The sequence below is a fragment of the Actinoplanes philippinensis genome (genome assembly GCF_900113015.1).
Lineage (GTDB): Bacteria > Actinomycetota > Actinomycetes > Mycobacteriales > Micromonosporaceae > Actinoplanes > Actinoplanes philippinensis.
In genome coordinates this window covers 68,027-82,253 of sequence record NZ_FONV01000005.1, presented here as the reverse complement: position 1 = coordinate 82,253, position 14,227 = coordinate 68,027, and the positions used below count along the sequence as shown (strand labels likewise).

General features: G+C 71.9%; 10 protein-coding genes. 4 read left to right on the top strand and 6 right to left on the bottom strand.

The window, feature by feature from the left end; genetic code table 11:
- Window positions 1–19 precede the first annotated feature (19 nt).
- The gene (locus tag BM290_RS13820; RefSeq protein WP_177319700.1) at window positions 20–2,044 is read right to left on the bottom strand and encodes an acyltransferase family protein; all 2,025 of its coding nucleotides are present in this window, start codon (window positions 2,042–2,044) and stop codon (window positions 20–22) included.
- A 199-nt stretch (window positions 2,045–2,243) separates the two neighbouring features.
- Complete coding sequence (locus BM290_RS13815; protein ID WP_177319699.1) at window positions 2,244–2,819, bottom strand: TetR/AcrR family transcriptional regulator; 576 nt, start codon at window positions 2,817–2,819, stop codon at window positions 2,244–2,246.
- Between the two features lie 49 nt (window positions 2,820–2,868).
- On the opposite strand from BM290_RS13815, the gene BM290_RS13810 reads away from it, so the two are divergent.
- Entirely contained in the window at window positions 2,869–6,012 is a 3,144-nt protein-coding gene (locus tag BM290_RS13810) for a bifunctional cytochrome P450/NADPH--P450 reductase (protein WP_203779858.1), read from the top strand.
- A gap of 217 nt (window positions 6,013–6,229) precedes the next feature.
- Here the strand turns inward: BM290_RS13810 and BM290_RS50930 are convergent, their stop codons facing one another.
- The 4 genes from BM290_RS50930 to BM290_RS13790 are packed head-to-tail and all read right to left on the bottom strand — an operon-like array spanning window position 6,230 to window position 11,080.
- Window positions 6,230–8,107, bottom strand: coding sequence for a serine/threonine-protein kinase (locus BM290_RS50930; RefSeq protein ID WP_203779849.1), 1,878 nt, complete (start codon window positions 8,105–8,107; stop codon window positions 6,230–6,232).
- 44 nt (window positions 8,108–8,151) lie between these two features.
- Entirely contained in the window at window positions 8,152–8,532 is a 381-nt protein-coding gene (locus tag BM290_RS13800; protein WP_093613896.1) for a RidA family protein, read from the bottom strand.
- Complete coding sequence (locus tag BM290_RS13795; protein ID WP_093613894.1) at window positions 8,532–9,788, bottom strand: amidohydrolase family protein; 1,257 nt, start codon at window positions 9,786–9,788, stop codon at window positions 8,532–8,534. The genes BM290_RS13800 and BM290_RS13795 overlap by 1 nt, the downstream gene beginning before the upstream one ends.
- Window positions 9,785–11,080, bottom strand: a complete 1,296-nt coding sequence (locus tag BM290_RS13790; RefSeq protein WP_093613892.1) for a MarR family transcriptional regulator — start codon at window positions 11,078–11,080, stop codon at window positions 9,785–9,787. Before BM290_RS13790 ends, BM290_RS13795 begins: the two co-directional genes overlap by 4 nt.
- A gap of 156 nt (window positions 11,081–11,236) precedes the next feature.
- On the opposite strand from BM290_RS13790, the gene BM290_RS13785 reads away from it, so the two are divergent.
- From BM290_RS13785 to BM290_RS13775, 3 genes are read left to right on the top strand one after another with little or no spacing between them, the layout of a single operon-like run.
- Window positions 11,237–12,499: an extracellular solute-binding protein gene (locus tag BM290_RS13785; protein WP_093613890.1), complete on the top strand. Its 1,263-nt coding sequence runs from the start codon at window positions 11,237–11,239 to the stop codon at window positions 12,497–12,499.
- A complete protein-coding gene (locus tag BM290_RS13780) occupies window positions 12,496–13,386 on the top strand; it encodes a carbohydrate ABC transporter permease (RefSeq protein ID WP_093613888.1) in 891 nt (296 codons plus the stop codon). The genes BM290_RS13785 and BM290_RS13780 overlap by 4 nt, the downstream gene beginning before the upstream one ends.
- Window positions 13,383–14,222, top strand: a complete 840-nt coding sequence (locus BM290_RS13775; RefSeq protein WP_093613886.1) for a carbohydrate ABC transporter permease — start codon at window positions 13,383–13,385, stop codon at window positions 14,220–14,222. The genes BM290_RS13780 and BM290_RS13775 overlap by 4 nt, the downstream gene beginning before the upstream one ends.
- Window positions 14,223–14,227 lie beyond the last annotated feature (5 nt).

Sequence of the window (14,227 nt, the reverse complement as noted above, 5' to 3'; positions counted from 1 at the left end):
GGTGGCGGGGCCGTTTCCTCTACTTCGGCAGCCTCGCGGACAGCAGCGGGGCGAGCATCTCGGAGTACCGCGTGGTGATGTGGTCGTCGTCGCGCCACACCAGCAGGTTGCCGACCAGGCCGGGGCAGGCGTCGGCCGTGCAGAACCACGGCAGCGCGTCGATCATCTGGACGCCGTTGCGCTTCGCGGTCGCGGCGACGAGCTCCTGCCGGTCGGGCAGGATGATCGACTCCTCCGGCAGGGCGGCGCAGCGGGCGACCTTCTCCGAGTGCTCGGCGATGCACTCCGGCACGTTGTAGCCGGGCCACGGGGTGTCCCGGATCTGCACGAGCCTGGTCTTCGCCGCCTTGAGCGCCCGGTACGTGGTCTCCCAGCCGGCTGCCCAGCGCGTGTCGAGGGCGGCGCCGGAGGGCCGGTTGCCCGCCTCGTCCACCAGCGGGTTGCCGTCGTTGCCGCTGGAGGAGATCACCACGAGGTACGGCTTCGCCCGCGTGATCTCGGCGAGCACCTCCGCGCGCCAGGCCGGGCACTCGGTGTAGTCGCGCTTGAGCCCGGGGCTGAAGGTGAGCACCGACGCGGCGTTGCACGCGCTCTTGGTACGGACGAGCAGCTTCCAGCCACGCTCCTTGGCGATCGCGTCGACCGCCGGGAACCAGTGCGCGGCGTGCGAGTCACCGAACAGGACCACCGTCCGCGTGCCGGCCGGGTCGCCGAACACGCACTGGCTGGGCATCGCCGAGTCCAGGTAGTCGAGGTGGCAGCCGGTGGCGTAGTAGGCCGGGGTGTCCTTGCCCGCGCTCTGCACCCGGGGCGCGGTGTTGGACGGCAGCTTGCCGGTGGCGAGTGAGGCCGCGATGATCCGTTGCAGCTCGGCCTCCGGGTCGTCGGCGGCGGCGACGGCCGCGGCGGTGTCGACGGCGGGGGCGCCCTTGGCCAGCTGTGGCGGCTTCATCGCGCCGACCTGGGCGAAGAGGGCGGCGAAGCAGGAGAGCGCGAGACCGGCGGCCAGGCCGCGGCGGGACTTGGCTTTCACCCACGCCTGATTGCGGGCCGGGTTCTCGATGACGTGGTACGACCCGATCGCCAGCACCAGCGCGCCGGCGGCCAGACCGAGGTTGAGCGGGACGTTCGGCTCCACGTCCAGCATGTGCGGGACGACCATGAGGACCGGCCAGTGCCACAGGTACCAGCTGTACGAGTACTTGCCGAGCTGCTGGAACGGCCACGTCCGCAGGACCGTGACGGCGCCGCCGGCGGGCGCGGAGCAGCCACCGGCGATGATCGCGGCGGCGCCGAGCACCGGCAGCAGCGCGGCCGAGCCGGGGAACGGGGTCTCCTCGTCGTAGAGGAACGCCGACACCACCACGGCCGCCATGCCGGCCCAGGTCATGGCGGCGGCGAGCCCTCGCGGCAACCCGGCGAGGCGGGCCGCGCCCACCGCGATCAGCGCGCCGACGGCCAGCTCCCAGGCGCGGGTGTGCGCTCCGAAGTAGGCCCACGGCGCCGACGTCGAGGTCTGCAGGACGCTGACCGTGAGGGACGCCACGACGACGAGCACCAGGGTGACGATCACCGGGGCCCGGCGTTTGCCCCAGACCAGCGCGAAGATCAGCAGCAGGAGCGGCCAGACCAGGTAGAACTGCTCCTCCACCGCGAGCGACCAGAAGTGCTGCAGCGGGGAGGGCTCGGCGCTGGCGTTCATGTACTGGACGCCCTCGTTCGCCAGGCGCCAGTTGATGCCGTAGAAGGTCGCGTAGATCGCGTCCAGCGAGATCGACTTGAACCGGGTGGCCGGCAGCCACAGCCAGGCCGCCCCCACGGTCACCAGCAGGACCACCGTCGAGGCGGGCAGCAGCCGGGTGGCGCGGCGGGCGTAGAAGGTGGCCAGTGACACCCGCCCGGTCCGGCCCAGCTCCTTGAGCAGCAGGGTGGTGATCAGGAAGCCGGAGATGACGAAGAAGACGTCGACGCCGACGTAACCACCCTCGAGGCTGGAGATGCCGGCGTGCGAGAGCACGACCAGCGTCACCGCGATGGCACGCATGCCCTCGATGTCCGGGCGGAAGCCCAGGTGCGGCCGGGGGGTCTGCGAGCCTGACTCCTGCCGAGCAGGAGCAGACTGAGTGTCGTGGGTGACCGACATGTCCTACCTAGATGAAGTTACCGGCCGGGGAACGGTGGCCGAGCTTACCTGCGTTGACACAGGTCTTCCACAGCCTCTTCATCACGACTTCATGGTCAGGTCACCCCGTCACCAGGGCCGCCACCCCGTCGATCAAGAGGTTCACGGCCAGCGCGAAACCGGCGTCCTCGGCCTGCCCTGATCCGATCAGTCTTCGCATCGTGCCGTTGACCTCGGTGTGCAGCAGCCCGCCGACGAGCACGGCCAGAACCGCGCCGGTCCGCTCCACCTCGGCCTCGGGCAGGCCGGCGCTGCGCAGCACGGCGCAGAGGGTGCGCCACATCGGGCCGTCGTGCTGGATGAAGTCGTCACTCGTGAAGGCGTACCGGATCAGGTTGCGGTGGGCGAGGCTCAGGGCGCGGAACTCGTACGCCAGATTGCGCAGTTGCTCCTGCCACGGTCCCTGCCCGACCGCGATGTGACGTGCGCCATCGGTCACCAGCCGGGTGAGGCCCTCCAGGAGGGCCGCCTTGTTCTCCACGTGGTGGTAGATCGACATCGGATTGACACCCAGTTGGCCAGCGAGTTTGCGCATGCTCAGCGCGTCCACGCCGTCGGTGTCGACGATTCTCAGAGCCGCTTGGAGGATTGCGGCCCTTGTCAAACGTTGATCACCGGACTTAGCGGTTTCAGCCATACGCCGTATGGTAGTAGCCATACACCGTATGGCTGAGGAGGATCCCCCCGTGAGCGCCGCGATTCCCACCCCCCGTGGCCTGCCGATCGTCGGCAATGGACTCCAGGTCCCGGTGGAGGGCACCCACCGGTTCTTCGCCGACCTGGCCGCGCAGCACCCCGACGGCATCTACCGGCTCAACCTGGCCGGCCGGCACGTCGTCTTCGTGCACGACCCCGACCTGGTCGCCGAGGTCTGCGACGAGTCCCGGTTTCTTAAGCCGATCGACCCGCCGCTGGCACACGTCCGCGACTTCGCCGGTGACGGTCTCTTCACCGCCCGTGACGGGGAGGAGGTGTGGGGCCAGGCGCACCGCATCCTGCTGCCCGCCTTCAGCCAGCGCTCGATGAAGGCGTATTTCCCGCAGATGCTGGAGATCGCCGAGAACCTGGTGGCCGCCTGGTCGGGCCGCTCCGAGGTGGACGTCTCCGACGACATGACCCGCCTCGCCCTCGACACCATCACGCTCGCCGGGTTCGGGCAGCGATTCCGGTCCTTCGAGCAGGCCGAGCTGCACCCGTTCCTGCAGGCGATGGGCAGCGCGCTCACCGAGGCGATGAACCGGACCCGGCAGCTGCCGATGGTCACCGGGCTGAAGAAGCGGGCCGATGCGGCGTACAAATCGGATATCGCGGTTATGCAGGACACTGTCGACGAGGTCATCCGGGCCCGCCGGGCCTCCGGGGAGAAGGTGAACGACCTGCTCGGCCTGATGCTGGAGGCCAGTGACCCGCTCACCGGCGCCCGGCTCTCCGACGAGAACATCCGCAACCAGGTGCTCACCTTCCTGATCGCCGGCCACGAGACCACCAGCGGCACCCTGTCCTTCGCCCTGCACCACCTGATGCGCAACCCGCACGTGCTGGCCCAGGCCTACGCCGAGGTCGACCGGATCCTGCCCGGTGACACCGTGCCCACCTACGAACTGATCATGAAGCTCGACGTGATCCCGCGGATCCTCGACGAGACCCTGCGCCTGCACTCGCCGATCACCGCGATCGGCCTGGCCTCCCGGGAGGCCACCACGCTCGGCGGCCGCTGGGAGATCCCGGCCGGCCAGAAGATCGCGGTCCTCCTCAAGCCGCTGCACACCCACCCGTCCGCGTGGTCCGACCCGGAGACGTTCGACATTGACAGGTGGCTGCCGGAGAACAAGGCGCAGCACCACCCGCACGCGTACAAGCCGTTCGGCAACGGCGAGCGCGCCTGCATCGGCCGTCAGTTCGCGCTCACCGAGGCCCGGCTCGCGCTCGCCATGCTGCTGCAGCGCCTGGCCATCGCCGACCCGGCGGGCCATCAACTGCGGATCAAGCAGACCCTCACCATCAAGCCCGACGGTTTCCGGTTGCGGGTCCGTCCCCGTCTCGCGCACGAGCGTCTCTCCTTCGGCGAGGCGGTCGCCGAGACGTCCGAGACCGCCGAGGTTCACGCTTCGGGGGTACGGCTACGCGTCGCCTACGGGTCCAACCTGGGCACGTCCGAGGATCTGGCCCAGCAGATCGCCGACCGGGCACGGCGCTCCGGGTTCGACGTGACCGTGCAGACGCTCGACGACCTGGCCGCCGACCTGCCCGCCGAGGGGCTGCTGGCCGTCGTCACGTCCAGCTACAACGGCAAGGCGCCGGACAACGCGCAGGCCTTCGACGAGCTCGACATCCCGGCCGGTGCGCTGGACCAGGTGCGATTCGCGGTGCTGGGCAACGGCAACACACAGTGGGCGACCTACCAGGCGTACCCCCGCCGCGTCTTCGGCAAGCTCGCCGCCGCGGGCGCCCGGCCCCTGGTCGAGCGCGGCGAGACGGACGCCGCCGGTGACTTCGACGGCATGGCACAGAGCTGGCTCAACGGGCTGTGGAGCGCGCTCGCCACCGAGTTCGGCGCGACGTCGCAGGCCGGCAGCGGTCCGCGGTACAGCGTCGAGGTGCTCGGCGACGACCAGATCCGCCCCGCCGTCGTCTCCGCCCAGGCCCACCCGGTCATGGTCATGTCGGCGGACGAGCTGGTCGGCGACCCGGCCGGCCTGTGGGACTTCAGCCGTGAGGCGCCCCGCCCCGGCGTCAAGGCGATCACCGTCCAGCTCCCCGAGGGCGTCACCTACTCCGCGGGCGACCACCTGGCCGTCTACGCCAAGAACGCCCCCGACCTCGTCGACTGGGCGCTGCACACCCTCCGCGTCTCCCGCGACCTGGTGATCCGTCTCGGCCAGAACGGCGAGCGGCCGACCGGGCTGCCGATCGGCGTGCCGGTCACCGCCGGCCTGCTGCTCACCGATTTCGTCGAGTTGCAGGAGCCGGCCACCCGCGGCCAGATCGAGGCCCTCGCCCAGCACACCGAGTGCCCGTGGACGACCCGCCAGCTGACCGCGTGGACCACCTCGCCCGACCTGTACGCCGACGAGATCCTCGCCAAGCGGGTCTCGGTGCTGTCCCTGCTGGAGCGGTTCCCCGCCGTCGAGCTGCCGTTCGCGGTCTTCCTCGAGCTGGTCGGCACGATCAGGCCGCGGTTCTACTCGATCTCCTCGTCACCCGTGGCCGACCCGTCCCTCGTCACGATCACCGTCGGCCTCGTCGACGGCCCGTCCCGTGCCGGCAACGGCCGCTACCGCGGCATGTGCTCCCAGTACCTGGCCAAACTGTCCCCCGGTGACGTCTTCTACGGCCACGTCCGGGTGCCGGCGCCACCGTTCCGGCTCCCCGCCGACCCGGCCACCCCGCTGATCCTGATCGGCCCCGGCACCGGTTTCGCCCCGCTGCGAGGATTCCTCCAGGAGCGTGCGCTCACCGAGGGCCGCGGCCCGGCGATGTTGTTCTACGGCTGCCGCCACCCGTCCCACGACTGGCTGTACCGCGCCGAGATGGAACAGTGGGCCGCCGACGGCGTCACCGACCTGCACCTGGCCTTCTCCGCCGTCGACGGCCACCCGTACCGTTTCGTCCAGGAGGCCCTGGCCGCCCAGGGCGACGCCGTCTGGGAGCTCCTCGACCAGGGCGCCCACATCTACCTGTGCGGCGACGGCGCCCGCATGGCCCCGGCGGTCCGCGACGAGCTGTACGCCATCTTCCGCCGCCACACCGGCGCCACCACGGTCGAGGCCGAGGCGTGGCTGCGCTCCTTGGAGGCGGCGGGCCGCTACCAGCAGGACGTCTTCGCCTGACCCCGCCAGGGGGCCCGTTCCTGTGGCGGCACGGCGATCGATCCTGATCGGTCGGCCACCGTTTCCGGTGGCCGACCGGTCGTGGCTGGCGGAGGGCCGTCAGGGTTCGGGCGGTGGCGGATCGGCGGGTGGCCGGTGTCGGCCGCCGTTTCCGGTGGCCGACCGATCAAGATCGCGAGAAACATGGCCGCTCAGGTCCGGCTGATTTTCCGGCGGCCTAGTTCTGAGCCGCCTGGTTGCCGCCCCCCTGGTTGCCGGCCGCCTGATTGCCGCCCGCCTCGTTGCCGCCTGCCTGGTCGCCACCGTCCTCGTTGGCGCCCGGTTCGGTCTCGTCGTCATCCGGGTCGCCGGTCTCCTCGGGCGTCGTCACGGTCTGCGTGGGGGTGGCGGTATCGCCGGTCGTCGCCGGTGCGGTCGGCTCGGTGGCCCCCGGGGCCTCGGCAGGGCGGCTGGTCGGCGCCGCGCTCGTCGGGCGGTCGTCGTTCCCGGTCTCGCCGGTCCGATCGGGCCGGGTCGTCTCCTTCTCGCCGTCGCCACCTGCGGCCGGGGCGGCGGACCGCGGTGCGGAACTCACCGGCGCCGCCGGAGCGTTGGTCGTCGGCTTCGGCTCATCAGCGAACCAGCCGAGCGGATCGGCGGCCACCAGCGCGCCCAGGCCACCGAGCAGCACGACCGCGGCCAGCACGAGCAGAAGCGGCAGACGGCGGCGGTCGCCCATGTCTCCGGCTGTCCCGCTCGTTCCGGGCGGGGCCGGCACCGGCGTCGCGGGCCGGGTCGTGGCCGTGGCATCGCCCACCATCGTCGGCCGGGCCGCAGCGTCGCCGTTCCTGGTCGCCGCAGCCGCACCGACCGCACCCGCGCCACCTGCTCGTGCGCCGGCATCGACAGCGTCGACGCCGGCCGTTCCTGCGCCCGCCCCCGCCGCTCCGACAGCGCCCGCGCCGGCCGCTTCTGTGCCGGCCGCACCTGCGCCGGCTGCACCCGCGCTCATAATGCCCGCGCCGGTCGTGCCCGCGCCGGCCGGGGAGGTGCTGTCCGGAAGGGGTGCCGACCGAGGCTGGGGGACGGCGGCGGCAGCCGCGCCCGGTGCGGTGTCGTCGAGCACGTCGTGGATCGCGGTCCGGTCGAGCGGCTGCATGCCGAGGACGCCGATCCACGGTGATCCTGCCCGGGTGGCCGCAAGGTCGTCATCGGGTGCCGCCCCGGAGGCCGACGCGGTCGGCGATGCCGGGCCGGAGGGCGGGGCGGGGGCAAAGGGCGTGGAGGTGGTGTCGCCGAGGGGGGTGGCGGCGGAACGGGCCGCCTCCGCCATGATCCCCGCGGAGGGGAAACGGTCGGCGGGGTTCTTGGACAGGGCGGTGCGCACGAGGTCGCGGACCGGCGGCGGCACGTCCGACGGCAGGGCGGGCGGCTCGTCCTCCAGGTGCTGCAGGGCGATCGCGATCGGGTTGCGGCCCTGGAACGGTGGGTGGCCGGCGAGGCAGTGGTAGGCGAGGGCGCCCAGCGCGTACACGTCCGCGGGTGGCCCGGCGGAGTGCTGGGCGACCTGTTCCGGTGCGATGTAGAGGGCGGTGCCGACGACCTCGCCCGCGTTGGTGACGGTGGCGGAGTTCGCGGAGCGGGCGACGCCGAAGTCGACCAGGACCACGGTGCCGTCCGGTTCGATCAGGAGGTTTCCGGGTTTCACGTCGCGGTGCACGATGCCCGCCTCGTGGGCCGCTTCGAGGGCCTGGGCCGCCTGCGCCACCACTGACATGGTCTCGGCGGGGGTGAGGCGGCCGCGTTCGGCGAGGATCCGGTTCAGCGGCTGGCCTTCGACGCGGGCCATGACCAGGTACGCGTCCTCGACCGCGGTGTTGCCGAAGTCGTACACCGGAACCACGCCGGGGTGGCGCAGCGCCGCGAGGGCCTGCGCCTCGTGCCGGAACCGCCGCTGGAAACCGGGGTCGGTGGCGCGGTCGGCGAGCAGCGTCTTGACGGCGACCGCCCGGCCGAGCACCGTGTCGGTCGCCTGCCACACCTCGCCCATGCCACCGGCGGCGATGCGATCGTCGAGCCGGTAACGTCCGCCGAGCAACTCTCCCGTGTGAGGCATGGATGTTCCTCTACCCAGGAGAGCGCCCGGCTACCCGCGGTGGGTCAGGCGCCGGTGTAGAGGACGGCGTCGATCTCGATGGCGAAACCGACCAGGGGGACCGGCAGGGTGGTGCGGACCGGCAGGTGGTCGCCCTTGATGTATTGGCGGTAGATCTCGTTCATCTCCGGGAAGTCACCGAAGTCGCGCAGGTAGACGCCGACGCGGACGGCGTCGTCCAGGCTGGATCCGGCGGCCTCGGCGACGGCGGCCAGGTTGCGGAACGCGGCGTGGGCCTGCTCGGCGAAGCTGCCGGTGATCCGGGTGCCGTCGGGCAGCGCCGGGATCGCGCCGGCCAGGTAGATGGTGTCGCCGGCGACGACGGCGTGCGAGTACGGGCCGCCGGCGGGCGCCGCCTGGCTGGTGATCACAGCGCGCTTGGGCATCAGGAACTCCTCGGTTCGGATCGGGGAAGAGAGTCGGATCGGGGGAGGATCGGCGCCGGGAAGGCTCGGGGGAACTGTTCGGCCAGCCCGTCCACGTCGACGATCGGGGTGGCGAGCAGGGCACGGAGGTCGTGTTCACGGCGGGCCAGGGCGGCCCGTTGCGTGTCGGTGAGCGGGATCCACGGGGCCGGGGCGGCGGGCAGCCGGGGTGGCAGGGGGCGGCCGGCCACGTATGTCGCCCGGTTGACCAGCCGGATCGGGGAGACGCGGGTCTGCCGGTGCGCGTCGACGACGGTGAGCGGTTCCTCCCGTACCTCGAAGATCGCCAAGTCGGCGGGGTCGCCGACGGTGAGGGAGCCGCCGGGCAGGTCCAGCGCCCGGGCCGGGTGTGCGGTGACCGCCGTGATCACGTCGGGCAGGGCGACGCCGCAGGCGAGCAGTTTGGCCATGGTGGTGGGCAGGTCGAAGACCGGGCCGTGCAGGGACCGGGCGTGCAGGTCGGTGGAGATCGTGTACGGTCGCAGCCCCGCGTCGAGTTGCGCTTCGAGCACGTCGAAGGCGAAGCCGCCGGACCCGTGCCCCAGGTCGAGCAGCACACCCCGCGCGGCGGCGTCGCGGACGGCCGGCCCGAGCGGCGCCGCGATGCCGCTGGCGCAGTGGGTGACCAGGTCACCGGGCCGGAGCAGGCCGAGCACCTCGTCGAGGGCGGGCGGCGCCGTACCGATGTGGACCATGACCGGGACGCCGCACGCCTCGGCGGCGGCCAGCCCGCGGCGCAGCGGCTCGACCCCGTTGGCGCCGACGGTCTCGGCGTCGATGCGCACCTTGACGCCGTGGAACAGCTCCCGGTCGGCCTGGATGGTGTCGATCGCCAGCGCCACGTCGCAGTTGGCCAGGTCACGGCTTTCGCCGGTGCGCCCGGCCAGGCCGACGGCGGAGATGTTGAGCAGGGCGTGGACGCGGACGTCGGCGGCGCGGGCGACGGCGCGCAGCCCGGCCGCCGTGTAGGCCCCCGCCGACCCGGCGTCCACCCAGGTGGTGACGCCGGAGCGCCACGCGACCGGGCCCGGGTCGATGCCCCAGTAGCCGGGCCCGACGTGGGTGTGCAGGTCGATCAGGCCGGGGGTGATCAGGCAGCCGGTGACGTCGATGATCGCGCGGGCGGCGCCGGGCGGGCCGCCCACCGCCGCGATCCGGCCGTCGCGGATCGCCACGTCGCCGGGTGTGCCGCCGGTGAGCAGCAGGTCCCAGGTCATCGGGTGGTGTCCAGCGCCGGTGTGATGGCGAGCCGGTACAGCCGGGTGGGCCGGCCTTTGCGGCTCTCCTGTGCGCTGCCGGTCTCGACGACCAGGTCGGCGCTGGTCAGTTTGCGGATCAGCCGGCGCCCGCTGGGGTCGGTGATGCCGAGGGTGCGGGCCAGTTCGGCGGGGGACAGCGGCTGGCCGCCGAGGTTGCGCTCGATCGCGGCGAGCCGGGACAGGGTGGCCGGGCTGAGGCCGGCTCGTCCGGCCAGGCGCTCGATCTCGCCGTGCTCACGGTAGGTGTAGGTGAGCGGGGCGGCGGGCGCGCCCATCGGGCCGATCGTCATCCCGTCGCCGGTGAACAGGTAGGCGCCGGGGTCGGCGTCCTGTTCGGCGCGGGCCGCGGCGCGTTCGGCGAGGGTGACGCTGAGCCGTGCGGACGCGCCGATGCCGAACCCGGCGACGGCCCGGATGCCCAGCGTCTCGCGGGCCTCGGCGAGCACGGGCAGGCCGACCCAGTGGCTGGTGACGCTCTCGAACAGGGACGCGGGCGCGAAGACCAGCACCCCGCGTGCGCCGCGGTGGTCGATCCAGGCGTCGGCGAAGGCGGGCGTGTTGAGCAGCAGGTGCTGGAGGCCGACCCGGGCGCGGTCGAGGTCGCTGCTCTGCTCCGGCTTGGCGACCAGGAAGAGGGCGGCGGCGAAGCGCTGGCCGTCGGCGCGTTTGGTGTGGATGCGCAGGGCGAGCTCGTGCAGGTCGGCGCGGATGGTGCCGGGGGTGGCCAGGGCGTGCAGCACGGCGGTCCGGCCGTCGAGGGCCGCGGCCACACCCATCCGGACGCTGATCACGTACGGCGCCCCGGTGCGCGCCAGCTGCTCGCGGTGGAAGTCGGCGACCTCGGCGACCGGCTGGTCGGGGTCGAAGGGGAGCGCCGCGATCGCCGTCCGGTCCAGGTCGAGGGCGGTGGCCACCTCGTCGATCGTCTCGGTGGTGAAGGTGTCGACGCTGACCGGGGTGGCGGGCCATCCGTTGCCGCGGGCGCGGGCCCAGGCCAGCGCCAGGTCGAGCGCGGCCGAGCGGGTGACGGTGACGGGGAGGTCGGCGGGGATCAGGTCGCGGGCCCGGGCGTACGGGACGAGGCCGAGGAGCAGCCCGTCGAGCCGGTGCTCGCGCAGGAGGCCGGACACCCGGTCGCGGATCTCGTCCTCCCGCTCGTAGACGGCCCAGGCGAACTCGACTCCGGTGAGCGTGCTCGCCGCCTCGGCGAACCGCGTCCGGTGGCTGGCGTGCACCACCAGTCCGATCATCTCGGCCCCGTCTCGTTCTCAAGTAGTTCGTTAGTGCCGTCGTAGCGTGTCCGACCAACCCCTTTCGGTCAAGTCTTGACGGTGACCTGCTCGGAGCCGCAGGCTAGGGCGCATCGAAAACGAACTATTAACGAACCTGGTTCGTATGGAGTGTTGATGAGACTGCGACTGGCGGCGGCTGCCGCTCTTGCTCTGACGATCACCGCCTGCGCCCCCTCGACCTCCGCTCCGGCGCCCGGCGCCACCGACGGCGGCCCGCGGACCGGCGCCCTCAAGGTCTGGCTCTTCGACGAGCCCAACCGCGCGCCGAAGGAGGCCGTGGTCAAGGAGGCGGTCACCGAGTTCACCGCCGCGCACCCGGACACCACGGTGGACGTCCAGTACATCGCCGTGGACACCCGCAGCGAGCGGTTCAAGGGAGCGTTCAACGATCCGGCCAGCGCCCCCGACGTGGTCGAGTACGGCAACACCGACCTGCCCGAGTACGCCACCGCCGGCGGCCTGGCCGACCTCGGCGCGGTCGTCGGGAACTGGCCCGAGGGCGCCGACCTGGCCGCCGACGCCAAGGCGAGCGCCACCTACCGGGGCACCCTGCTCGGCGTCCCGTGGTATCTCGGGGTGCGGGCGCTGTACTACCGCACCGACGTCCTGGCCGAGCTGGGGCTGAAGCCGCCGGCGACGCTGGCCGAGCTGACCAGCACGGCACGGGCCGTCCGCGCCGCGAAACCGGACATGTTCGGTGTCGCGGTGGGCGGCAAGTACACCTTCGGTGCGCTGCCCTTCGTCTGGGCCAACGGCGGCGACATCACCTCGATCGACTCGGCGCCGTCGCGGGCCGGCCTGACCGCCTACACCGCCCTGATCGCCGAGGACAACTGCCCGCCGCAGAACTGCGCCGATCTGACCGGCGGCAAGACCGTCGAGCTGTTCGCCAGTGGCAAGGCCGCGATGGGCATCCTCGGCAACTTCAACCGGGCCGCCGTCGACGCCGGCGCGGCCAAGGGCAGGTACGCCGTCGTCCCGCTGCCCGGCCTGACCGCGGGCTCGATCGCTCCGGCCTTCGCCGGCGGCAACAACCTCGGCATCATGAAGAACGCCCAGCGCCCGGCCCTGGCCGCCGACTTCCTCACCCTGCTCGCGAGCCGGAAATACCAGGCCAGGATGTACGACGCCATGGGCAACCTGCCGACGCTGAAGCCGGCGAGCGCCGAGGTGGTCGCCAAGGATCCGTTCGTCAAGCCGTTCGTCGACACCATCGGCGCCGGCACGAGGTTCGTCCCGCTCGACCCGGGCTGGGGCAAGATCGACGCCTCCGCGGTGCTGCCCACCATGATCGAGAAGGTGGCGACCGGCAAGGCGACCGTCGACGAGGCCACCACCGAGGCCGCCAAGCTGATCGACGAGGCCCTCACCCCGTGAGCCGAGCCCGCCGGGCGAGCACCCGGGCGCCACTGTGGTTGCTCCTGCCGGCCGCGGTGGTGCTCGGCGGCCTCTTCCTCTACCCGATGTACCAGCTGGGCCTGCTCTCGGTGCTCGACTTCACCCAGGCGCAGGTCAGCGGCGGGCAGCCGACCCGGTTCGTGGGCGCGGAGAACTACACCCGGCTCCTCGGCGACTCCCGGTTCTGGGAGGTGCTGCTGTCCACGGTGCTGTTCGCCGCCGCGTGCGTGCTGGCCACCCTGGCGGTCGGCGCCGGCCTGGCCGTGCTGCTCACCCGGGTCAGCCGGATCCCGCGGCTGCTGCTGTCGCTGGCCGCGATGGCCGCCTGGGCGGTTCCGGCCGTCTCCGGCTCCACCACCTGGATGTTCCTCTTCGACACCGACCTGGGCTTCGTCAACCAGCTCCTCGGCATCGAGGGCTTCAACTGGATGTACGACAGGTACACCGCCTTCGGCCTGGTCGGCGCGGTGGTGGTGTGGGCGTCCTTCCCGTTCGTGATGGTCACCCTCTACGCCGGCATCGAGGCCGTCCCGAAGTCGGTGCTGGAGGCCGCCGCGCTGGACGGGGCGGGCGCCTGGCGATCCTTCTGGCAGATCATGGTGCCGATCCTGCGGCCGGTCCTGGCGATCGTCGTGATCCAGTCGGTCATCTGGGACTTCAAGGTGTTCACCCAGATCTACATCATGACCAGGGGCGGCGGCCTGGCCGGGCAGAACCTCACCCTCAACGTGTACGCCTACCAGCAGGCCTTCGCGTCCAGCGAGTACGGCCGCGGCGCCGCGATCGGCGTGGTCATGACGCTGATCCTGCTGGCCGTCACCCTCGTCTACCTCAGAGCGCTGCGCCGGTCGGGAGAACAGCTGTGAGACTCGGTCGTCGTCTGCTCGACGCGGTGGCGGTGCTCGTCGCGCTGATCACCGTCTTCCCGATCTACTGGATGGTCCTCGCCGCGGTGAAACCGGCCGGGGAGATCCAGTCGCTGCACCAGCGGCCGTGGACGGCGGCGCCGTCGCTGGACGCGTTCCGGCGGGTGCTCGCGGTCAACGACTTCGGCCGCTACCTGCTCAACAGCCTCGTGGTGGCGCTGGTCGTGGTGGCGGTCTCCGGGCTGATCGCGTTCCTCGCCGCGGTCGCGCTCACCCGGTTCCGCTTCCGGTTCCGGACCACGCTGCTGGTGACGTTCCTGATCGCCCAGATGGTGCCGATCGAGGCGCTGACCATCCCACTGTTCTTCCTGGTCCGGGACGTGGGGACGGTGGTGCCCGGGGTGGGGCTCAACACGCTGGGCTCGCTGATGCTGGTGCACACCGCGTTCACCCTGCCGTTCGCGATCTGGATGCTGCGGGGTTTCGTCGGCGCGATCCCGGACGAGCTGGACGAGGCGGCACAGCTCGACGGGGCCGGCCGGTTCACCGTCCTGTGGCGCGTCCTTCTCCCGCTGGTCGCTCCGGGACTCGCCGCGACCAGCGTGTTCTCGTTCATCCACGCGTGGAACGACTTCCTGTTCGCGCGTACCTTCATCATCAGCGAGGCCGGCAATCAGACGCTGCCGATGGCGCTGCTGGTGTTCTTCAAACCCGACGAGAACGACTGGGGCGCCATCATGGCCGCCTCGACGCTGATGACACTTCCCGTGCTGGTCTTCTTCCTCATCGTCCGGCGCCGCCTCGTCGCGGGTCTCGGAGGGGCGGTCAAGGATTGATTCCC